The sequence below is a fragment of the Streptococcus sp. F0441 genome (genome assembly GCF_000314775.2).
Taxonomy (GTDB): Bacteria; Bacillota; Bacilli; order Lactobacillales; family Streptococcaceae; genus Streptococcus.
The window spans coordinates 401,552-426,146 of record NZ_KB373321.1; the positions used below are offsets into that span (position 1 = coordinate 401,552).

The following is a 24,595-nucleotide window of genomic DNA, read 5'->3' on the forward strand; positions in this document are numbered from 1 at the left end:
GTGAGCTGTGAGCTGTGAGCTGTGAGCTGTGAGCTGTGAGCTGTGAGCTGTGAGCTGTGAGCTGTGAGCTGTGAGCTGTGAGCTGTGATTGCTTTCATACCAATCATTCCTTTACTTTTTGATAGTTCTATTATATCAAAATTTCTAAATTTTGCATATTTGCTTTCCCTGACGGACAGTCATGTATAAACCACTTAGAAAATATGGTTTATGATTACATCTATACTAAATGAAGTACATTTTGAATTGGAGAAGTCTGTCCTATTAAAAGACGATTTCCAAGCGGAAATCGTCTTTTTTGATATTCTCACAAATACGATATCTTGTGGTTGGTGTAAACTGGTAGATAGCTCTCTTATTTTATTTATCAAAACCTTGTAAGTTTTTTTGGCGCTCTTCAGTTTGACCCTTGGCATCCAATTTATTACCATTGTAAACAGTGCTTTCCCATGATCCGTACATTGGGTTAGGGAAAATGATGAATTTCTCACCAAACTCTTTTTGTAATTCCTCTAATTTTTGGTCGCGCTCAGTTTCAGAGGTCTTTGAAAACTCTGCAAAGTCCACAAGATTGTCTCCTAGTAGCATGACTAAGTTGGTTTTTTCTTGGACTGCTTGTCTACGACCTTCTTTAGATTTGACGCCTTTTTCTAAGAACATGAGATGATCGCGGCTTTGTACAGGGATTCCTTCATTTTCTAGGTTTTTGATCGTATCATCTACCTGATCTATCGTGCGGTCAGATACATAGTAAATTTGGACACCGTTTTGGTCTGCAAATTGGAGAAAGTCTTTAGCACCTGGTACAGCCTTGGCTGCGGCTTTTTTTACCCAGACATCCCAGTTTTCTGGGGTAAATGCTGTTCCATCTTTGACATTTTGCGCTTGATAAGGGCTATTGTCTAATACGGTTTCGTCTAAGTCCAAAACGATAGAGTAGGGTTTATCTGTCTGTGTTTTTAGTAGTTCTTTCAAACGATCAGTAGCGACATTGTAACCTTGTAGATAGAGTGCCTTGGTCTCAGCTGCTTTTTGATACCAAAGAGTTGACATAGTATTTTCTCTTGAACGCAACTGATCATAGGTCATTGTAACCTGATTGTCAGATGTACTACTTTGTGTTGTCTGTGAATTTGCCGAATTTGTGCCACAGCCAGTCAGTAAAATGACGGAAGCAAGTGTAGAAGCAATTGTAATGGTAACTTTGGATATTTTCATAATCCCATCCTCCTAATAATAGTCTATTAACATTGTAGCGTTTTCACGGGATTTGTGCAAGGGAATATCGAGAGAAAATAAATTTTTCAGTAGTAATTTGGTATTAGGATAAAATTATGTACTTAATTTGGGAATGAAGATGGATATAAAAAAATTCAATCGGCTTGATAGAAAATCTATATCAGCTCCTTTTTGAAAAATAGATGAAAATAAAGTGAATCTTTGAAAGGCTAGTAACATCAAGCTTTTCAGGGATTTTTTTCTTCATAGATATAAAAATTTCCAATTGAGTTGATAGTCAATATATATTGGGAAAAGGGGAAAAGGAGTGGTAAGATGGTTTCAATCCAAATGGAAGGAGAAAGGTATGGCAAGTAAAAGAGATTTAGTCTTTAGAGCGATTCGAGGCGATGAAGTGGAAAGAGTTCCTGTGGGATTTTGGTTTCATTTTGTAACACTCGAAGAAAAGGGGCAGGGATTAAATAATCCACGTATCTTTCAAAAAAGTGTTGATGGGCATCGCAACTATGTGGAAAGGATTCGTCCTGATTTTGTCAAAATCATGAGCGACGGTTTTTTCCTTTATCCAAGTAATGTCTACAGTCCTAAGGTTTCAAACATTCAGGAGCTGGCTTCTATTGAGTCGATTGGTGAGGGACACCCGTGGATTCAGCAACAGGTGGAAGTGGTCCAAGCGATTCGAGAGACCTTTACTGAAGAAATCGCTTCTTTCTACAATATCTTTTCGCCTATCTCCTACCTCAAGCGCTGGTTCCGTACAGAAACTTCACGGGGAGATAAGGAAGTGGCTAATCTATTGCTTGAAAATCCTGAGCGATTCAGAGCAATTCTAGATGTGATTGCAGGAGATATTGCTATCCTAACTCAGAAAATCATTCAGCAAGGCGGTGTTGACGGGATTTACCTCAGCACCCAGGAAATTCAAGATGAGCGCATCACACCAGCACTCTACCAAACCTATATCGAACCGAGCAATATAGCGATTTTGGAAGCAGCCAATCAGGTTGGTGGGACCAATATCCTTCATATCTGTGGTTTTGAAGGTGCGAGCAATGATGTGACGATATTTAAGGACTATCCAGCTCAAGTGGTCAACTGGGCGACCCACCATGAGGGTGTTAGTTTGACACAGGGGCAAGAGTTGTTTCCAGGAAAGGCCGTTTTAGGTGGATTCGAAAATGGCAAGAAAAGCTTGCTTTATCAAGGTTCCAAGGCGGAATTGCAAGATGAAACAAGGCGGTTGCTGGCTGAAGCTGGTAGTAAAGGCGTTCTTCTGGGAGCTGACTGTACTGTTCCAGATGACTTTGACTTAGAGAGGTTGGACTGGATTCGGCAGGCAGCGGTTCTCTAAAAGGAGGAGCTATGAAAAGTAAAAGATGGGGCATCTTCATTGCAGTTGTCGGTTTGCTGGCTTTGGTTGCCATAAGCGTCGTAAAAAATGGGCATTGTAAAAATGGAGAGAGATGTCGTGGAGTTCAGGATTTTTCCAAGTCCAGTCTCCCCTTTCTACGCTCGAATGATATCGCAAGCAGTTTATTAGTTGAAAAAGTAAGAAATGGAGAATAAGAATGTCAGAAAAAAAAGAATGGGTTTTAAAAGCATTTAGAGGTGAAAAGGTTGACCGTGTGCCAGTTGGCTTTTGGCACCATTTCACATCCGAAGACGAATGGCTGTACGGTTTCTCAAATCCAGCCATTATCGAGAAGAATATTGAGGGCCATAAGCGCTTTATACGAGAAGTTCAGCCAGACTTTATCAAACTCATGAGTGATGGCTACTTTGCTTATCCAAATCCAACGATTGCCAAAGGAAAATCACTTCAAGAATTGGCAACCATTCAACCACTCGGACCAGATCATGCTTGGATAAAAGAGCAGGTTGACTTGGTTAAGAAAATCAAGCAAGAGTTTACAGAAGATATTGTTGCGATTTACAATATTTTTGCTCCTGTGACTTATCTCAAGTGGTTGCTTGGGGAAGTATCTGGCGGGGATGACCTTATCGCGGACTTTCTGGTGGAAGATCCTAAAGCCCTTAAAAAGGTGTTGGATGTGATTGCAGAGGATATTGCGAGTCTCAGCCGAGCAGTTATCGAAGAGTCTGGTGCTGACGGAATCTACCTCAGCGTGCAGAGTATCCAAGATCAACGAGTGTCGGCAGCAGAGTATCAAGCTGTCATTGCCCCTAGCGAGATAACGGTTCTGGGAGCAGCTAGTGCTGTTGGTGGTGTTACTGTTCTTCATATCTGTGGCTACGAGGGGGCGCGAAATGATATTCACCTTTTTGCAGACTATCCAGCCCAAGTCTTTAACTGGGCTGTAGGACCAGAGGGAATCACTCTCAAGGAAGGTCGTGAGATTTTCAAGGGACGTACGGTTCTTGGAGGATTTGAAAATGGCAAAACAGGCTTGCTGTATACTGGTAGCAAGGATGCTATTCAGGCTGAGGCAAAGAAACTAGTTGCAGAAGCTGGGGAACAGGGCCTGGTACTTGGGGCAGATTGTACCATTCCAAGTGATATCGCAGTTGAACGTATCCAGTGGGTGAGAGAAGCGCTTGAAAACTAAAGGAGAAAAAGATGAGTAAAAAAGCATGGATTATCGGTGGTGTAGCAGTTGTTGCAGTAATTGGGGCGACGATTATCGGGAGAAGTTTAGCTGGCGCTCCAGCTAAGGAGGGAGAAACGGCTTCGTCTGCTGAAGTCATAACCTTGAAGGTTGCCCATACACAAAACTATGTACCTTATGACTTTGTCAATGAAAAAGGGGAATCAGATGGTTATGAAGTAGCTGTTTTGAAGGCTGTTGATGAGAAGTTGGCAAACTATCAATTTGAATATACGGGCACCAGTGATGACGACCTCTTGATTGGTCTGGAATCAGGCAAGTATGACATCGGAACCAAGGGAGCTTGGTACACAGATGAACGAGCTAAAAAATTTGTCATTCCATCTGAACCAGTGGGAGCGAGCATCATCGGATTTACTGTCAGAAAAGAAGATGAACAGAAATACAAAACCATTGATGACTTTGCTAAGAATAAAGGGAAATTGGTTCCCATCTCGCCACAGAATGCTCAATGGAATGTTATCACCAGCTACAATGAAAAACATCAGGATGCACCGATTGAGCTAACAGCAGCTGAATCTTTTAAAGTGGCAGATGCCTATGCCTGGGTCTTAGAAGGACGTTATGACGCCTTCTTTGATATCAAACTGTCCTTTGAAAAAGCAGTTACAGCAGAAGATGGCCCTTACTACCAATATGCGGATAAACTCAGCTGGTTCCCATACAAGGGCATTCCAACTTATCCCTTGATTCACCGTGATGAAAAGGGTGAGAAATTCGCTAAAGAATACGAAAAAGCAATTAAAGAGTTGAAAGAAGATGGCACGCTTGCTAAGCTATCTCAGCAATACTTTAAAGAAGATGTCTTTAGTTATGTAGACAAAGACTAGGCCAGAAATTCCAAGACTAGAAAGGGTTTTGCATGGTTTCTTATGATTTTTCCAAGGTCTTTCAGTTTTTACCGACCTTATGGCAGGCACTTCCTATGACCTTGTCCATTCTCTTTTTTACCACTCTTCTTGGTTCCCTTTTTGGAGGTCTCTTGGCCTGGGCACAAGTAGGAGAAGACAAGAGTTTTGCAGCGATTTCCAAAGGCTATATCTTTACCCTACGTTGTACACCGCCGATTGTCTTGCTTTTTCTAGTCTTTTATGGCTTGCCAGAATTTCTGAAATGGTGGCTTGGTTTGGATATCAACAACTGGTCTAAAACTATTTTTGTTCTCCTGACGATGATTCTCTTGTTTGCCGCTATTGTTGCCGAGGTTTTCAAGGCGAGCTATCAAGCTATTCCAAAGGGGCAGACAGAGGCCGGGCTTAGTATTGGTTTGACTCCAAGTCAGACTTTTTGGAGAATCATTTTTCCTCAAGCTTTTCAAGTTGCTCTTCCCAATATAACAACTGCTATTCTCAATCTCATGCGGGATGCTGCCTTGGCCTATACGATTGGTTTTGTTGATGTTATGGGGGCGGGGAATCTCTTGATCAGTCGCAATTTAGGGAACTACTCTCTGGAAACCTATACGGCAGTTGCGCTTCTTTACTGGGGGATTGCCTTGGTTATTTCTAGCTTGAGTCGTTTGCTTGAGAAGTCTTTGGAAACAAAAGGGAGGTAAGAAATGGATATAGACTATATTGTAAAGACCTTTCTGGAGACCTTGAAGGGTGTGCCAATCACCTTGATTATCATGATTGTGGCTATGGTCTTAAGCTTTTTACCGGCTCTATTTTTAGCCTTGGGGCAGATTTACAAGGTTCGAGGTGTGAGGAGTTTTTCTCTGGTCTATCTGGCCTTTATCCGAGCGACTCCTCCGATTTTATTGATTCTCTTCTTTTATAGTTTGTTTCCAAGCCTGCTGAATCAATTTCTCAAAAGCATAGGAAGTGACTTTGATATTTTCAAGCTTGATCCTCTCTACTATGCCTTTATCATTTATAGTTTGATGACAATCGGGAGTCTATCGGAGATTTTGCGTTCAGCGATCTTGACGGTGGACAAGGGACAACTAGAGGCAGCGCATGCGATTGGGCTGACTACGACCCAGGCCTATCTAAGGATTGTTTTTCCACAAGCCTTGCGCTCAGCCTTGCCTAACTTGGCCAATCTGGTGATCAATATCGTCAAAGGGACCTCCCTGGTCTTTGTTATGACCATCAAGGATATCACCGCTATTGCTCGTGTGGAAGCATCCTACGGTTACCAGTATTTTGAGTCTTATTTCGTAATCTTTTTGCAGTATATTTTGATCTGTGGTTTGATTCAGTGGGGCTTCTGCCTACTGGAGAAAGGCTATGTGAAAAAAGAAAAGAGAGCAAAAGCATCTAGCGCGCGTTTTGTATAGGAGGACAGGATGTTACAAGTAGAACATATCGCAAAAACATTTGGTGAGAGGCAGGTCCTGGAGGATGTCAATCTCCATGTCAATCAAGGGGATGTCGTCGTTATCTTAGGACCATCAGGTTCGGGGAAAACAACCTTTCTCCGTTGTCTCAACCACTTAGAAAAAGCTGATAGTGGCCATTTGACCTTGGCAGGAAAAACTTATGACTTAGCCAAATTAAGCAAGAAAGACATTCTAGAAATTCGCCAAAAAACAGCCTTCGTTTTCCAACACTACAATCTCTTTGCAAACAAAACTGCTCTGGGAAATATTCTAGAAGGCCTAATCGTCGCTCGTAAAGTTCCCAAGGAAGAAGCGCTCAAACGTGCAGAATCTGCCTTGGAAAAAGTTGGTTTACTGGCCTACAAAGACTACTACCCTTCTCAGCTATCTGGAGGGCAACAACAACGAATAGGAATTGCGCGTGCTATTGCCGTCAAGCCCGAGGTCATTTTGCTAGATGAACCAACATCTGCACTAGATCCTGAGTTGGTTGGAGATGTTTTGGATGTACTGAAACAGTTGGCGGGAGAAGGTGTGACCATGGTGGTCGTCACGCATGAGATGGGATTTGCTAGAGATGTCGCTAACCACGTTATTTTCATGGACAGAGGCCGTATCGTAGAGGAGAACAATCCCCACGATTTCTTTAGTCGTCCGCAGGAAGAACGTACCAAGCAGTTTCTGGCTCGTATTTTATCAGATGCCACCTATAGTGTAGAATATATGATTTGATAGATAAGTGTATCATAAAAACAACACCCCATGACTAGAAGAGTCTTCTAATCATGGGGTGTTTTTCTATAGGAGGGCTAGGTTATATTCTTCGAAAATCTCTTTAAACCACGTCAGCTTCGCCTTGTCGTACTCGAGTAAAGCCTGCGGCTAGCTTCCTAGTTTACTCTTTGATTTTCATTGAGCATTAGTTCTTTTTCTTGTTTTTCATCAACCATCCAAGTCCGAGAAGGGCAAGGATGCTGAATCCAGCAAGGGCAAGAAGGGATTTGCTCTCAGTACCTGTGTTTGGAAGGAGGTTCTGAGAGTGAACCTCTGTAGCAGTTTCTTGAGAGTCAGGATTAGCTGCTAGGTTTTGGGCTTGGTCTTGTTGAGTTTCCAAGCTAGAAAGGTCAAATTCTGGCTTTTCTTCCATAGCTGGGGCAACGATGGCACCACCTTGAGACAAGCGGAGAACAACGGCAGTGAGAGCGTTCAATCTCAAGCCTTTTTTAGTCCATTCGAGACCTTGAGGTTTAGCAATTCCTACTGGTCCTGCTTGGTTTTCATCTGCCAAGACTTCGGCCTTTCTCAAGTGAGCAAAGGCAGTTCCTAGAGTAAATTCGCGAGCCTTATCATCCGCATTGACAAAGACAGCGTAGACATCACCGTTTGGAGCAGTGATTTGGTAGCCGATGACCACGTCTTCTTTTTCAATACCATTTTGGCCTGGGACAGTAATGAGTTGGACGCGTTCTTTGATATCTTGTAGACTCTTGAGTCGGAAGGCATCTGTAGATTGACGAAGGGCAATCAGACCTTTCATGTAGTCACGGCTCTTGACATTTTCAGGATATGCTTTGCCATCTGTTGCCTTGGTCCAATCAAACTTGTTGACAGCATCACTAGAGTCGTAAGAGTCATGGATAAAGTAAGGATAGACAAATGGCTTGCCGTCCTTGTCGCGCAACAAGTGAGACTTGTGTGGAGCCTTATCGTCTGGAACAGGAGTCTTGTAGGCTGGGTCTAGGAATTGTTTAGTACGTCCATATTCCTGACCAGAGTGGATAAATGGAGTCCCTTGAGCAGTCAAGACCATGAGGTTTCCGAGTCGCAAACGACGATGAATCTCAGCGTAGTTTTCCGCCTTGCTAGGGTCTTTTTTGATAGACTGGGCAATGATATCAAAGAGGGTCAAGTTATCATGGGCTGCGATATACTGGATAACATCTCCAGGGCTATCTGCTTCAAAGTTTGTTGGTTGGGCAATGAGATTTTTAAAGATAGTATTGATATCGCGTTTTCCACCTGTGATAAAGGCAGGCTGCCCTTCGTTTGGATAACCAGACTTGAGGTTGTTACGGATGTCATCTGAAAAGACAGCGACAGTATCGGTATGTTTCATCCAATCTTGGTCAGCAGGTTGTACAGGCGTATTTTCATCACCAGTATAGGTTCTCCAGCCTTCACCTAGCATGATAAGGTTTGGATTGAGGGCGCGTGCAGCCTTGTAAGCTTCTTCGATTGAAGCCGCATCGTGATCACCCATCATATCGAAACGGAAACCATCCACTTTGTAGGTTTCGACTAAATACTTGATGGAGTCTACCAAGACACGCTTAGACATGTAGTGGGTTGTTCCCAAACGGCCACCTCCAAAGCTAGTACGAGGAGTTCCGTCTGCGTCCATAAAGTGGTAGTAGTTTGGCTCTAAGTCTTCAAAGATGTCGAGATTGGCAGTATGGTTGTAGACCACATCCAAGATAGCCCCCATACCACGTTTATGGATTTCGTTGATGAGATTTTTGAATTCGGCAATACGTTTTTCTGGATTCTTAGGATCGCTTGAGTACATACCAGTCAAGGAGAAGTAGTTTTGAGGGTCATATCCCCAGTTGTAGTTGCTGTTGCTTGAAGCATAGGCAGACAAACGTTCATGGTTCTTCAATTCATTGACAAAGTAGTAAGACAAGACTGGAAGGAGCTGGATGTGGGTCACACCCAAGTCTTTGAGATAGTCTAGTTTTTCGATAAAGGCTTCAAAGGTACCAAATGGCTTGGTCAAGTCTTTTGCGATGGCAGGATCCGAAGTGAAGTCACGCACATGAGCCTCATAGATAACGGCATCTTCACGTGATTTGAAGTTGCGAATCTTCCCATAGGTCAAATCTTGTGGGCCTAGTTTAGATGGGTCCACAAAGGCAGCTTTAGCGACCTTATGAGCGGCATCTGTTTTTGCTAGGTCACTATTCCAAGCCGCTAATGATTTGGCATAAGGGTCAAGAACGAGGACAGTTTTACCTTGGCGCTCGATCTGGTAGTGGTAGTAATAGCCAGTGTAGTTGCTGATACCGAGACCAGAGTTTGCATCCAGAGTTTGTTTCCAGGTTCCTTTTTCTCCTTTTTCAAGGGCGACAGTTCCAACTACTTTTTCAGGGTCTTTCTTGTCATAGACAACAACGGAAACCTTATCAGCACTTGGAGACCAGAGGGTGAGGTCAACACGCTTGCCATCTTCTTTTAGAGTTGCGCCGAGTGGACCATCGTAACTGTAGGATTCATCCTTGAGGCGCCAGCTTGAACGTGTGGTAAAGCGGTCTGAATTGTAGCTGACAGTGTAAGGGTGTTGAGTGTCAGAGAAGTCGCCGATATAGGTCACTTTTTTACCTGCCTCATCCACTTCCACGTCTGTGATAGCTACTTTGTTCCCTTGATGGTCAGTGATGTTGGAGTGCTTAAGAATGTCTTCTTTCTTGGCTCCGACTAGGGTAGAAAAGCTGCTTTCAATACGAGACTTAGCTACGTGTTGAGCACCAGTCATGCGGATGTCGTGCACGTAATAGGGGTTGGTGTAGATGGTTTCGTCATCATCTTTGAGAAAGATTTGACTGTGATTTTTCAAATCTGTAAATTTGTAATCCTCTTTTCGGATTTTCACATCATCGCCTTTCTTGCTTTCGTCTAGTAATAAAAATCCAAATTCTCTTGCAGCTTCATTGAGTGGAATATCAATGTAACGGCCATATTTTCCAGTTGCAGTAAAGTCTGTCCCGTCAGGCCATTCTCCACTGCTTGGATTCTTGACATCGCCCCAATACCAGAGAGATTTTTTGTCATAGTTCCCGTCGGTGCGATAGTAGTTGACACGGACAGTTCCTGCTGGTTGAGGACGGTAGTTGTATACCTTGTAGTTTTCATCTAGCCAGGCCTCGTTCATTTTTGGAGAGAGGCGCTCTACCGAACGGTCCCCTGTCAGGTTATCCCCCTTGGTATTGTTGATAAGGAAGCTGACTTTCTTGGCTTGCTCATTTTTGAGTTTGACATCTAGATAATAGCCGTAGTCATCTTGCTTGGCATCCTTGAAGGACTTGGCTCCATTGGGCCAGTTTTCAGAAGGTTTTTCAACATCGTCCCAAGTCCAAAGACCTTGGGAATCCTTGTTTTCCTCAGGAAGTTTTTTCACATGAATGCGGAAGTAGTTGTCTTCGATTGGTTCTTCAGAACTAGTGTCTGCTTGTGGTTTTTGATCAGAACTTGGCGTCGAAGTGCTAGTATCTACTTTCTCTTCTTTGCTGTTGGGCTGGCTTGTAGTAGCGTCTTCTTTTTTAGGTGTTTCAGCTGCTAGAGCAGTGTCAGTTGCTAGGGCTTCCTTTTTAGTGTCAAGGGAAGCGTTTGCATTCTTTTGTTCAGAAATAGGCGTTTCCTTTTGAGTTTGACTCGTTTCAGTCTCAGTAGGCGCCTTGGTCACAGCGCTGGTATTTTCCTGAGTTTGAGGCAGGTTTTCGTTAGCCGAAATAGTTGGCATTGTAGCAGAAAGCAAGACAATGCTGGCACCAATAAGGACAGAACCAGTTCCGTTCTTCAAGGAACGGATACCATAAATCATTTTTTTCTCAGTTTGAGATGGGATCTTTTTCATCACAATTCTCCTTGTGTAGTTGTTCCCTAACAGTATAGCATGAGGTAAACATTAGTGCAAGCGTTTTCCTAGTTTTGAAGAGAAAATATAATGCTTCATTCTCTTGAAATTTTAAAATAATATATAGGAAAAGATTGTTTAAAAAGTAGTAAAAAAACCTTGAAAAATCTGGCTAAATAAGGTATAATATGAGTAATCATTTGTCGTAGGTTTTGTCTGAAATATTGTCCAGACAAGGCTCACAGCAGTTAAATCTTCTGAAAAAGTCAGATTTAGCTGCTCTTTTTGTGCTTTTTTTCAGGTTTTTGAGTGCTTGTAACAAAGATTTAAAGATTCTGAAAATTCATCAAAGGGACACGGTGATAGGGGTTTTTAAAACCATATGACGATTAGAAAAGCCTGATTGATAAGGCTTGGAATTTATTTACAAAGGAGAATCATCTTGGCAGGACATGACGTTCAATACGGGAAACATCGTACCCGTCGTAGTTTTTCAAGAATCAAAGAAGTTCTTGACTTACCAAATTTGATTGAAATTCAAACGGATTCATTCAAAGATTTCCTAGACCACGGACTTAAGGAAGTATTTGAAGATGTATTGCCAATTTCAAACTTCACAGACACAATGGAGTTGGAATTTGTTGGCTATGAAATCAAGGAACCAAAATACACGCTCGAAGAAGCTCGTATCCACGATGCTAGCTACTCAGCACCAATTTTTGTAACCTTCCGCTTGATCAATAAGGAAACTGGCGAAATCAAGACCCAAGAAGTCTTCTTTGGAGATTTCCCAATCATGACTGAGATGGGTACTTTCATCATCAATGGTGGTGAACGTATTATCGTTTCTCAGTTGGTTCGCTCACCAGGTGTTTACTTTAATGACAAAGTAGACAAGAACGGTAAAGTGGGTTACGGTTCTACTGTTATCCCTAACCGTGGAGCTTGGTTGGAACTTGAAAGCGACTCAAAAGACATCGCTTATACTCGTATCGACCGTACTCGTAAGATTCCATTTACGACCTTGGTTCGTGCGCTTGGTTTCTCAGGTGATGATGAAATCTTTGATATCTTTGGTGATAGCGAATTGGTTCGCAATACTGTTGAAAAAGATATCCACAAGAATCCAATGGACTCTCGTACAGACGAAGCCTTGAAAGAAATTTACGAACGCCTTCGTCCAGGTGAGCCTAAAACTGCTGAAAGCTCACGTAGCTTGCTTGTGGCACGTTTCTTTGATCCACGTCGCTATGACTTAGCAGCCGTTGGTCGATACAAGATTAATAAAAAATTGAACATCAAAACACGCTTGCTCAACCAAACCATCGCTGAGCCATTGGTAGATCCTGAAACGGGTGAAATCTTGGTAGAAGCTGGCACCGTTATGACTCGTAGCGTGATTGAAAGTATTGAGAGCCACTTGGATGGCGACTTGAACAAGATTGTTTATATTCCAAACGATGCAGCTGTTTTGACTGAACCGGTTGTCCTTCAAAAATTCAAGGTTGTTGCCCCAACGGACCCAGACCGTGTTGTAACCATCATCGGAAATGCCAATCCTGACGACAAGGTTCGTGTTGTAACTCCTGCGGATATCCTTGCAGAGATGAGCTACTTCCTCAACTTGGCGGAAGGTATCGGACGTGTGGATGATATCGACCACCTTGGAAACCGTCGTATCCGTGCAGTTGGTGAATTGCTTGCAAACCAAGTACGTCTTGGACTTTCTCGTATGGAACGTAATGTCCGTGAACGTATGTCTGTTCAGGACAATGAAGTTTTGACACCGCAACAAATTATCAACATCCGCCCTGTGACAGCTGCGATCAAAGAATTCTTTGGTTCTTCACAATTGTCCCAGTTCATGGACCAACACAACCCACTTTCTGAGTTGTCTCACAAACGTCGTTTGTCAGCCTTAGGACCTGGTGGTTTGACTCGTGACCGTGCTGGATATGAAGTACGTGACGTGCACTACACTCACTACGGTCGTATGTGTCCAATCGAGACACCTGAAGGACCTAACATCGGTTTGATCAATAACTTGTCATCATACGGTCACTTGAACAAGTATGGATTTGTTCAAACACCATATCGTAAGGTTGACCGTGAAACTGGTGTAGTCACAAACGAAATCGTTTGGTTGACAGCCGATGAAGAAGATGAATTTACTGTAGCACAGGCTAACTCTCGCCTCAACGAAGATGGTACTTTTGCTGAGAAGGTTGTCATGGGACGTCACCAAGGGGTCAACCAAGAGTATCCAGCAGAAGTAGTTGACTACATGGACGTTTCACCAAAACAGGTAGTTGCCGTTGCGACTGCATGTATTCCTTTCTTGGAAAACGATGACTCCAACCGTGCCCTCATGGGTGCCAACATGCAACGTCAGGCTGTGCCATTGATTGATCCAAAAGCACCTTACGTTGGTACTGGTATGGAATACCAAGCAGCCCATGACTCTGGAGCTGCGGTTATTGCTCAGCATGATGGTAAAGTTACCTACGCAGATGCGGACAAGGTAGAAGTTCGCCGTGAAGATGGTTCCCTAGATGTTTATCACATTCAAAAATTCCGTCGTTCAAACTCAGGTACTGCTTACAACCAACGTACGCTCGTAAAAGTCGGCGATGTCGTTGAAAAAGGCGACTTTATCGCAGATGGACCTTCTATGGAAAATGGAGAAATGGCGCTTGGACAAAACCCAATCGTTGCCTACATGACTTGGGAAGGTTACAACTTCGAAGATGCCGTTATCATGAGCGAACGCTTGGTGAAAGACGATGTCTACACATCTGTCCACCTTGAAGAATACGAATCAGAAACGCGCGATACAAAGCTTGGGCCTGAAGAAATTACTCGTGAGATTCCAAACGTTGGGGAAGATGCCCTTAAAAACCTTGACGAAATGGGAATTATCCGTATTGGTGCCGAGGTTAAAGAAGGCGATATCCTTGTAGGGAAAGTCACACCTAAGGGTGAGAAAGACCTCTCAGCTGAAGAACGTCTCTTGCACGCTATCTTCGGAGACAAGTCTCGTGAAGTGCGTGATACTTCTCTTCGTGTACCACACGGTGCCGATGGTGTCGTTCGTGATGTTAAGATCTTTACACGTGCAAATGGAGATGAGTTGCAATCAGGCGTTAACATGCTGGTTCGCGTCTACATCGCTCAAAAACGGAAGATCAAGGTCGGAGATAAGATGGCCGGGCGTCACGGAAACAAAGGGGTTGTCTCTCGTATCGTTCCTGTAGAAGACATGCCTTACCTTCCAGACGGAACTCCAGTCGACATCATGTTGAACCCACTTGGGGTGCCATCACGTATGAATATCGGTCAGGTTATGGAACTCCACCTTGGTATGGCAGCCCGTACTCTTGGTATCCACATCGCAACACCAGTCTTTGACGGAGCAAGTTCTGAAGACCTTTGGTCAACCGTTAAAGAAGCAGGTATGGACAGCGATGCCAAGACAATCCTTTACGATGGCCGTACTGGTGAGCCATTTGATAACCGTGTATCAGTTGGTGTCATGTACATGATCAAACTCCACCACATGGTTGATGATAAATTGCACGCGCGTTCAGTCGGACCTTACTCAACCGTTACTCAACAGCCACTTGGAGGTAAAGCTCAGTTTGGTGGACAACGTTTCGGTGAGATGGAGGTTTGGGCTCTTGAAGCCTATGGTGCGTCAAATGTTCTTCAAGAAATCTTGACTTACAAGTCTGACGATATCAACGGACGTTTGAGAGCTTATGAAGCTATTACAAAAGGAAAACCAATTCCAAAACCAGGTGTTCCAGAATCCTTCCGAGTTCTTGTGAAAGAATTGCAATCTCTTGGTCTTGACATGCGTGTCCTTGACGAAGATGATCAAGAGGTGGAACTTCGCGACTTGGATGAAGGAATGGACGAAGATGTCATCCACGTAGATGACCTTGAAAAAGCCCGCGAAAAAGCAGCCCAAGAGGCTAAAGCAGCCTTTGAAGCTGAAGAGGCTGAGAAAGCAACAAAAGCGGAAGCAACAGAAGAAACTGCTGAACAAGAATAAGCAGTTCACTTAGAATAGAAAGGGAAGAAATAGTGGTTGATGTAAATCGTTTTAAAAGTATGCAAATCACCCTAGCTTCTCCAAGCAAAGTCCGTTCATGGTCTTATGGAGAAGTCAAAAAACCTGAAACAATCAATTACCGTACGTTGAAACCAGAACGTGAAGGGCTCTTTGACGAAGTGATTTTTGGTCCTACAAAAGACTGGGAATGTGCTTGTGGTAAGTACAAACGTATTCGTTATAGAGGGATTGTTTGTGACCGTTGTGGGGTTGAAGTAACGCGTACGAAAGTTCGTCGTGAGCGTATGGGGCACATCGAGTTGAAAGCTCCTGTATCTCACATCTGGTATTTCAAGGGGATTCCAAGCCGTATGGGCTTGACCCTTGATATGAGCCCTCGTGCCCTCGAGGAAGTTATCTACTTTGCGGCTTATGTAGTGATTGATCCTAAGGATACACCACTTGAGCACAAGTCTATCATGACAGAGCGTGAATACCGTGAGCGCTTGCGTGAGTATGGCTATGGATCGTTCGTTGCCAAGATGGGTGCCGAAGCCATCCAAGACCTTTTGAAACAAGTAGATCTTGAAAAAGAAATTGCTGAACTCAAAGAAGAGTTGAAAACAGCTACTGGACAAAAACGTGTCAAAGCTATCCGTCGTTTGGATGTTTTGGATGCCTTTTACAAGTCTGGTAACAAACCTGAATGGATGGTTCTCAACATCCTTCCAGTTATTCCACCAGATCTCCGTCCAATGTTGCAGTTGGATGGTGGCCGTTTCGCCTCATCTGACTTGAACGACCTTTACCGTCGTGTTATCAACCGTAACAACCGTTTGGCTCGTTTGCTTGAGTTGAATGCACCAGGTATCATCGTTCAAAATGAGAAGCGTATGCTTCAAGAAGCGGTTGACGCTTTGATTGACAATGGCCGTCGTGGCCGTCCAATCACAGGTCCAGGTAGCCGTCCACTAAAATCATTGAGCCACATGCTCAAAGGTAAACAAGGACGCTTCCGTCAAAACTTGCTCGGTAAACGTGTTGACTTCTCAGGACGTTCCGTTATCGCCGTTGGTCCAACTCTTAAGATGTACCAATGTGGTGTGCCACGCGAAATGGCGATCGAGCTCTTTAAACCATTTGTCATGCGCGAAATCGTTGCCCGTGACATCGTGCAAAACGTTAAAGCGGCTAAACGCTTGGTGGAACGCGGAGATGAACGTATCTGGGATATCCTCGAAGAAGTAATCAAAGAACACCCAGTCCTTTTGAACCGCGCACCGACCCTTCACCGTTTGGGTATCCAAGCCTTCGAGCCAGTCTTGATTGATGGTAAGGCCCTTCGCTTGCACCCACTTGTCTGTGAAGCCTACAATGCCGACTTTGACGGGGACCAAATGGCCATCCACGTACCACTTTCAGAAGAAGCTCAAGCAGAAGCTCGTATCTTGATGTTGGCTGCTGAGCATATCTTGAATCCGAAAGATGGTAAACCAGTTGTTACTCCATCTCAGGATATGGTTTTGGGGAACTACTACTTGACCATGGAAGAAGCTGGTCGTGAAGGTGAAGGAATGGTTTTCAAAGACCGTGATGAAGCTGTTATGGCTTACCGTAATGGTTATGTTCACCTCCACTCACGTGTTGGTATCGCGACAGACAGCCTCAACAAACCATGGACAGAAGAGCAAAAACACAAGGTCTTGCTGACAACAGTTGGTAAAATCCTCTTCAACGACATCATGCCAGAGGGTCTACCTTACTTGCAAGAACCAAATAATGCGAACTTGACAGAAGGGCTTCCAGCTAAGTACTTCTTGCCACTAGGTGGCGATATCAAGGAAGCCATTCGCAACCTTGAACTCAATCCTCCATTCAAGAAGAAAAACCTTGGAAATATCATCGCTGAGATTTTCAAACGTTTCCGTACAACAGAAACCTCTGCATTCTTGGACCGATTGAAAGACTTAGGTTACCATCATTCAACACTTGCTGGATTGACAGTGGGGATTGCTGATATCCCAGTGGTTGAAGACAAGGCTGAAATCATTGAAGAATCTCATAAGCGTGTAGAACAAATCACAAAACAGTTCCGTCGTGGTTTGATCACTGATGATGAACGTTACAATGCTGTTACAGCTGAATGGCGTGCAGCTCGTGAGAAATTGGAAAAACGCTTGGTCGACAACCAAGATCCGAAGAATCCAATCGTTATGATGATGGACTCAGGAGCTCGTGGTAACATCTCGAACTTCTCACAACTTGCCGGTATGCGTGGTCTGATGGCCGCTCCGAACGGACGTATCATGGAATTGCCAATCCTTTCAAACTTCCGCGAAGGTTTGTCAGTACTTGAAATGTTCTTCTCAACTCACGGTGCTCGTAAAGGTATGACCGATACGGCCCTTAAGACAGCCGACTCAGGTTATCTTACTCGTCGTTTGGTTGACGTTGCCCAAGACGTTATCATCCGTGAGGACGACTGTGGAACAGACCGTGGTCTCTTGATCCGTTCTATAGCAGAAGGAAAAGAGATGATCGAGTCACTCGAAGAACGTCTCAACGGTCGTTACACGAAGAAAACTGTTAAACACCCAGAAACTGGCGAAGTGATCATTGGTCCAAATGAGTTAATCACAGAAGACAAGGCGCGTGAAATTGTCAATGCTGGTGTGGAAGAGGTGACTATCCGTTCTGTATTTACATGTAACACTCGTCATGGTGTCTGCCGTCACTGTTACGGTATCAACTTGGCGACTGGTGATGCGGTTGAAGTTGGGGAAGCAGTTGGTACAATCGCTGCCCAATCTATCGGGGAACCTGGTACACAGCTTACCATGCGTACTTTCCACACGGGTGGGGTTGCCTCAAATACCGATATCACTCAAGGTCTTCCTCGTGTCCAAGAAATATTTGAAGCCCGCAATCCAAAAGGGGAAGCGGTTATCACAGAGGTCAAAGGACAAGTTACAGCTATCGAAGAAGATGCGTCAACTCGTACAAAGAAAGTCTTTGTTAAGGGTGAAACTGGCGAAGGAGAATATGTCGTTCCATTTACAGCACGTATGCGTGTTGAAGTTGGAGACCAAGTCTCTCGCGGTGCAGCATTGACAGAAGGTTCTATCCAACCAAAACATCTCCTTGCTGTTCGTGATGTCTTGTCAGTTGAAACTTACCTTCTCGGTGAAGTACAAAAAGTTTACCGTAGCCAAGGGGTAGAAATCGGTGACAAACACATCGAGGTTATGGTTCGTCAAATGATCCGTAAAGTCCGTGTCATGGATCCAGGTGATACAGATCTTCTCATGGGTACCCTTTTAGACATTAACGATTTTACAGATGCTAATAAAGATGTCCTTATCGCAGGTGGGGTTCCAGCGACTGGTCGCCCAGTTCTTATGGGAATTACCAAAGCCTCACTTGAAACAAACAGTTTCTTGTCAGCGGCTTCCTTCCAGGAAACAACTCGTGTCCTTACAGATGCGGCCATTCGTGGTAAGAAAGACCATCTCCTTGGACTCAAGGAAAATGTTATCATTGGTAAGATCATCCCAGCAGGTACTGGTATGGCTCGCTACCGTAATCTTGAACCACAGGCAATCAATGACGCAGAATATCTGGCTCCTGAACAAGAAGAGACAGAAAATGCTCCAGTAGAAGATGCTGTGGAAATCCAAGTTGAAGAAACAGTAGAATAAAAGCAAATAAGAGAACCTCCGGGTTCTCTTTTGTTTGGCCTCTTTTTCAACTGTAGTGGGCGACATATAACTAAGTACGAGAGAGAATCATATTGGTTCTTTCTTTTGTAATGTTGAAAGCGACAAGAATTTTAGTTTTAATGTTTTTAAAGTTACAAAAATCGAATGCATGACGTCTCATGTTCTTGACGAGCGTGTTGGTCGTCTCCAATTTTATTTCGAGCAATTCTGTGGTGCTTTCATTATAGTTTTTCTGCTACTTTTTGTCTGTGTTTAAAAAGCTCCATAATATCTGAGGAGATGTTATCCACTACAAATATTATAGAGCTAAAATGAATGAAAAAGGTAGATTTTTCAAACTGTTCTTGGTATAATATTCAATGCTTAAACTGCTATAGATATGCTATATTTATAGGCATTTAATTACTATCTAAAAATAAATTTTTATTTTCAAGATTGTAATATAAAATATTTTAATATAGATTTGAGTGGAGAAGATTTGATGAATAATAGGATGACGTTGCAAAAAGTAACAGCTTTTTTCTTAGTTTTTATAATGCTATTAGGGATAATTGTTCCGAATACTATTGCTTTTGCAGAAGGAGTATTAGCTAAAGATACAATGACAGATGTCAAAAAAACTGGTAATGAAACTAAAGAAAAGATAGCTCCTGAGGAACAAGCAGATAAACGGGACAATAAAACAGATTCTAAAAAAAATGATAAGGAAGCTGAAGAAAAGATAAATCCTGAAGAACAAGAAGATAAAAAGGACAATCAAGCTGAAGTAAAAGATGATGAGTCAGAAGTTAAAGAAGAAACAACTAAGCCTAAATTTAAACAATCTTTAACGAAATCAGTTTCTTTGAATCCCGGAGCTCCAATGGATAATGGTAAACTTATGGTATATGATGACAATCATAAGATTAAAGATACATCAAATGGAGATGGAACATCAGTAAATCCATATAATTTGGCAACTATGACAGATACATTGTTTACCATAAACTATACTCCTTTTTTCCGTACAAAAGATGATGGGAGTAATGAGTTTGGAGATCAAAAAATTGTTGTCGATTTACCAACTTACGGATTTAAATTAGCGAATCCCGGAATTGAAGGAGTTCAGTTTGAAAAAATTACATTGCTTGATGCAAGGGGGAATGTAATACCATTAGATTCAGCAGCACAAACTAATTATGATAAAGTTACAAAAATTATCTATGATATCAATGATAATTTCCTTCGATCTTTGGGCGGAGGTTCAAGTTTGGTATTTAATATCGCCTTTAATAGACGTAGTTTAACAGATGAAGAATGTAAAAAGTGGATTGCTGAAGGAAAACTTGAAACAAAACTGAATGTTACTGCCTGTGAAGGAGAAAATAACACACCGATTAATAGTACAGGAAATTCATCAGAATATAAATGGAGAATGTCACCAACAAATTATGACGATCCTAAAACTACAGTAACAGGAAATCGTCATCTAAATGCAAGTAGTCTGGCGAAGATTGCGAATTCTGGATTCATAAGATTTTATGATACAGATCCTGCAAGTGGTCCATTTACTGGTAACAAAGATTACTATTATTATAAGCAAGGAACAATTCATGACGCGGATACTCCTCTAATGAGTTTAAAACATATCAAGGTTTATGTTCCGAAAAATGGAAGTGTTGAAGGAAATTTCATTTTACAAAAATTACAAATCAGAAATGGTTTATATGATTTAGATCTTGCTTATTATGCGACAGTCAGTGAAATGAAAAATGATGGTGATGGAAAGGGAAATTATTATCTCATAACACCAAGGAAACCTCTCTATAATAATGGAAGTGACCACAAATGGAACGATGCATTTACAAAGGGATTTTCACCTATTTGGCAAGTTCCTGATGGAATCGACAATATTGGTTCAGATACTTTATATGAAGCTACAACACCTGAATTTGTTTTTGAAACTCCAAATGGAACAGACGGCAAAAAGGAAGTTGTTATCAGCGCTGATGGACAAGGCGTAAAGATTAAAACTATGAAAGCTAATACTGTCGATGGATATGAAATTCATAGTTTTGCTGGACCTGGATATCAACTTTATAAAAATGCTGGAGGATTTTATACTGCAAATGCAGTTTCTGCAGATGCAAAGTATTCTGATGTTGGCTATACACGTTTAAGTAATGAATATTATATTCTAAAAGATGCCAATGGAGAATGGAATGAGTATTTTCCAAAGAATAAAACTGGTGCAACAGTTGAAACTTATGAATTTCCTGAAGAAATTCAACCTACTGCATGGAAAGGAACTGCTCAAACATGGAATACAGATTCTTATAAAGTAGCAAAAGTAGTTTATACTACAGCAGATGGTAATGAACACACAGCAGATGTAAATTCACCTGTTCATTTAGCAAATAAAGTCCATAATTTTCCTGAAGTTAAATTTGACACTTCTGGTGGAAGAGTAACTAAAGTTGAAGTTCATTGGGAGTACTTAAACAATGATACTTTTAATGCAAGTACACATTTTGCTGGTAACTATAAGGAAAATGTTAGAAGACAGTCATTTGCTCAAAGTAAATTTGATATTTATGTTACACCTACAGCTACAGGACATTTGCAGATAAAATATTCTGCAAAATCAACTGATCCAACTGCGGATGCAAATGATAATTTTGATTATGAAGCTAATAAAGCTGTGAAAAGTCCTGTTAATAATGTGAGTGGAAAAGCAAAGGATGATTTCTTCTGGACAACTGTAACTCAAAAGAAATGTACACCTTTGAAAGCTGAGAGTACTGGTGATAGATTAAAGGAAAATGTATTATATCCAAACCAAGCGGAGAATGGGACTTTTTATGATACTTGGAAGTTGTTCTTTGATTATGGAACGAAGAAAGAATTTTCTCCAGTAACGAAAAATCCTAGAATTGATATGACAGTAGGAACTTTGAATGTCAAAGGACTTGATACTAAGGCTGACAAAACTGGACTTTTGACTGGGAAATTTACAGCAAATAAATCCTTAAGTGGTTGGAAAATCATTTATAAAACTGCGGATAATGTACTTGGAATAGAGGGTACAGAAAAAGTATATAATATTGGAAATATCGAAGATGGAACAAAAATAGACCTTGGAATTAATAGGGATATTGAACATCTATCAAGTATTGTTTTAACTTATGATGGAGTATATAATATTGAGCCATTTGCCGATAAAGAAACAGGAGAAGCAGTATTATTTTCCAATATTGAATATGAACTTAGAAATACTGATTTTAAAGGCAATCCATTGACGATAGAGAAGGAAAAGGGAGTTGCTTGGTATGGACCTAATTACTTTATTCAGAATTTAGAAGGTAAATACTATAATGAAAGTTGTAGAGATTCAAATCATATTCATGATGCAGGAAAAGGGCAAGACTTTGGTGGTAGAACATGGAATAGTATAAAACTACCGCAACGTTATGGTATTCTTACTAGAACTTATATCGTTACAAATAAGACTGCCGATAATGTGATTGAGCCTTCAGGTAATGATACAAATAATTCTATTTCTCAATCAGGAACAAGTACTCAAAAGGTTAAATTTAATACAAAAGCTTACGCTTATGCTATGAACTCAGACATGCCTGAAGCAGGTAAGATGCCTTATGGAATCCCCGAATCTGCCTATGTAGAAATCACAGATAAGCAATTTGCCGCCGATGTAGATAAGTGTAAATTTTTAGGATATGACAATGCATCCGGAAATGTTGAAATTAAACAAGTTACAGATGCTGATGGTAGAGTATGGATTAAAATGTCTATTACAGAAGCGGGCATACAAGCTTTAAATAGACAATTTAGAGAAATTACTAAGAATAAAGCTTTTTCTTACTATTATTACTACAATGATAGTGTACTTAAATTTATGGAAGCTCCAGTTGTCATTGCACTGAAGAGTTTTAGATACACAAGTGTTACATCTCCAGGAGAAAATGAGCATCGTCCATATGGAATGGTTTATTATGATATGAGCCCACTTGAAACGAAGCTGGATGGAAGTAAAAATGAATATTATAGCCATGCAAAGCTTGAAGGAGATTTATTCCAACTTTCTGAAAATGCTGCAAAAGCTCTTGATGCTACGAAGGAAAAGAAATTATTTGGAATTGATTTGAGCAAGGTGGAAGTTGTTGTATCCAAGAATACGGCGGTAGGATCAAATATATTCCCTGGGAAATATGATAATATCGTCTATGGAACAGCGGGAAGTAAATTTCCTACACAGACTTTCTATCCAGATGAAAGAGATAATTTACGTGGAGACTTCTTTGTTCAAGCTCCAGACTCAGATGGATTTAAGGACTTTAAGGCTATCTTAGAAATTCCTAAAAAGGATAAATCTATATCCTATACACAAAATAATGAAACTGTTCAAACACCGAAAACCCAAGTGGATATGTATTTGACTGGTGAAGTTAAGGTAATGGGAGATAGTCGTCCTGGTAAACAGGAATTCACTTATAGTATAGATGGTGGAAATACTTTCGTTTCAGCCGAAAATATAACGGATTGGGGAAAAGTAACCCATGTTAAACTTGATTTGGGAGAACTTCCTAAAGGCAGTCAGGTCAATATTAAGCTACCGCTTAAAACTCATGCGAAAACAACAACAGATGAACTTGAAGCATACATTGGTGGAAGTTTTGAAACGACTGATTATACAGGAGTTAAAACGAGTGGATATATAAATCCTGCAAGATATATTTATGGGAATTATGCAGTTATTTCATCAGATGTATGGTGGGATAAAAATGAAAATGGAAAACTTGATGAGGGGGAAACAAAAGCAAAAGGTGTTAAACTTGAACTATATTCTCCTAATCATGATATGACTATTAATAACAAGTTAATTCCTGCTAATACTTTGATTCATAGTTCAACTACAGATGAAAATGGAAAATATGAATTAAAGAGTTTTATGAATGAGGCTGGTCAATGGGTAAAAGTTACGATGCCAGATGGCGAAACTAAACTAACATTGAAAGCAAATCATTCTGATATGGAAGAAACAAAAAATTCTGACTTTGATAGAACAAGCTATATAACAGCTGAATTACCTGAATTAGTAAAAGAAAAACCTCTTGAAATTATAGGTTGCGGACTTATAAGAGTACCCAAGATAAAAACAGAGCCTGTTAAGATACATGTTGGAGAAGAGTCAGAAGAAGGAGCGGCAAAAGCTGTTGCAACAAGTGATCATCCTACTGTATCTCCTGAATTAAAATATATTGAGTTGCAAAATGATGTGGCTGATGTTGATGGTGGTGGTAAAATAAGAGGAAAGTCTACGGGAAAAATTAAAGCTGAAGTTACAACAACAAACACATTAGCTAGTAGCGATCAGGCAATACCTGAAGATACCGTAAAGGCGGAGTACGATATTATTGTTTATGGAAAGGTAAATTATAATAAAAATCACGCTGATGTAACTGTAGAAGCACCAAAGGATAATAACGAATACTATCCATCCATTACAGAAAATGGAAATGATGCCGATACTGATAAGGTAACTGTCTTAGATGCAGGTACGATGAAACGATCTGGATATCTCTTCAAGGGATGGAATACACAAGCTGACGGTAAAGGCACTATGTATTCAAAGGGAGATACATTTAAGACAGGAACAATTGATAAAGATGTAGAGTTATATGCAATTTGGTCTTTAATATGGGCACCAATGGAAATTCCAACCCGAGCGATCACGGTCACAAAAGAGTGGCAAGACTCAGATGGCAACAAGATCGACGCGCCTGTAGATAGTGTCAAAGTAGAACTCTACAAAGACGGCGTGGCCACAGGTCAGGTACAAGAGTTGAAGTCAGCCAATAACTGGACAGCCAGCTTTGAGAAACTGCCAGTCTCTGCGACCCTTGGTGGAGAAGCTCATCAGTACACCGTCAAAGAAGTTGGCGAAATCTTAAACAACATTCAAGTGACAGGCAAATGGTATGGCGTCCGTTATGAGGGAAGCAT

General features: G+C 41.5%; 12 protein-coding genes and 1 pseudogene. 10 read left to right on the forward strand and 3 right to left on the reverse strand.

From position 1 onward, the window contains the following. Positions 1-360: 360 nt before the first annotated feature. Positions 361-1,218, reverse strand: a complete 858-nt coding sequence (locus HMPREF9188_RS01960) for a 5'-nucleotidase, lipoprotein e(P4) family (protein WP_000703383.1) — start codon at positions 1,216-1,218, stop codon at positions 361-363. Between the two features lie 367 nt (positions 1,219-1,585). Between HMPREF9188_RS01960 and HMPREF9188_RS01965 the strand changes: the two genes are divergently transcribed. The 7 genes from HMPREF9188_RS01965 to HMPREF9188_RS01995 are packed head-to-tail and all read left to right on the forward strand — an operon-like array spanning position 1,586 to position 6,921. After that, positions 1,586-2,590, forward strand: coding sequence for a uroporphyrinogen decarboxylase family protein (locus tag HMPREF9188_RS01965; RefSeq protein ID WP_009729721.1), 1,005 nt, complete (start codon positions 1,586-1,588; stop codon positions 2,588-2,590). 11 nt (positions 2,591-2,601) lie between these two features. Beyond that, positions 2,602-2,805: a hypothetical protein gene (locus tag HMPREF9188_RS01970; RefSeq protein ID WP_000837737.1), complete on the forward strand. Its 204-nt coding sequence runs from the start codon at positions 2,602-2,604 to the stop codon at positions 2,803-2,805. A gap of 2 nt (positions 2,806-2,807) precedes the next feature. Continuing rightward, positions 2,808-3,806: a uroporphyrinogen decarboxylase family protein gene (locus HMPREF9188_RS01975; protein ID WP_009729722.1), complete on the forward strand. Its 999-nt coding sequence runs from the start codon at positions 2,808-2,810 to the stop codon at positions 3,804-3,806. 11 nt (positions 3,807-3,817) lie between these two features. Continuing rightward, complete coding sequence (locus HMPREF9188_RS01980; RefSeq protein ID WP_009729723.1) at positions 3,818-4,696, forward strand: transporter substrate-binding domain-containing protein; 879 nt, start codon at positions 3,818-3,820, stop codon at positions 4,694-4,696. A gap of 32 nt (positions 4,697-4,728) precedes the next feature. Further along, on the forward strand, positions 4,729-5,421 hold the full coding sequence (locus HMPREF9188_RS01985) for an amino acid ABC transporter permease (protein WP_009729724.1): 693 nt from the start codon (positions 4,729-4,731) through the stop codon (positions 5,419-5,421). A 3-nt stretch (positions 5,422-5,424) separates the two neighbouring features. Further along, positions 5,425-6,147 (forward strand): amino acid ABC transporter permease, encoded by a 723-nt coding sequence (locus HMPREF9188_RS01990; RefSeq protein WP_009729725.1) that lies wholly within the window; start codon positions 5,425-5,427, stop codon positions 6,145-6,147. 9 nt (positions 6,148-6,156) lie between these two features. Beyond that, complete coding sequence (locus HMPREF9188_RS01995; protein ID WP_009729726.1) at positions 6,157-6,921, forward strand: amino acid ABC transporter ATP-binding protein; 765 nt, start codon at positions 6,157-6,159, stop codon at positions 6,919-6,921. A gap of 187 nt (positions 6,922-7,108) precedes the next feature. Here HMPREF9188_RS01995 and HMPREF9188_RS02000 read toward each other — a convergent pair whose 3' ends face one another. Beyond that, entirely contained in the window at positions 7,109-10,819 is a 3,711-nt protein-coding gene (locus tag HMPREF9188_RS02000; protein WP_009729727.1) for a pullulanase, read from the reverse strand. A gap of 442 nt (positions 10,820-11,261) precedes the next feature. On the opposite strand from HMPREF9188_RS02000, the gene rpoB reads away from it, so the two are divergent. Together rpoB and rpoC are read left to right on the forward strand one after the other, a co-directional pair. After that, positions 11,262-14,873: a DNA-directed RNA polymerase subunit beta gene (gene rpoB, locus HMPREF9188_RS02005; RefSeq protein ID WP_009729728.1), complete on the forward strand. Its 3,612-nt coding sequence runs from the start codon at positions 11,262-11,264 to the stop codon at positions 14,871-14,873. Between the two features lie 32 nt (positions 14,874-14,905). Further along, positions 14,906-18,571 (forward strand): DNA-directed RNA polymerase subunit beta', encoded by a 3,666-nt coding sequence (gene rpoC / locus HMPREF9188_RS02010; RefSeq protein ID WP_009729729.1) that lies wholly within the window; start codon positions 14,906-14,908, stop codon positions 18,569-18,571. Positions 18,572-18,641: 70 nt separating this feature from the next. Here the strand turns inward: rpoC and HMPREF9188_RS10565 are convergent. Continuing rightward, positions 18,642-18,785: pseudogene (locus tag HMPREF9188_RS10565) on the reverse strand (ISL3 family transposase); the annotation flags it as partial. Between the two features lie 288 nt (positions 18,786-19,073). Between HMPREF9188_RS10565 and HMPREF9188_RS10455 the strand changes: the two are divergent. Beyond that, the coding region (locus HMPREF9188_RS10455; RefSeq protein ID WP_009729730.1) for a Cna B-type domain-containing protein at positions 19,074-24,595 on the forward strand (5,522 nt) is incomplete at its 3' end.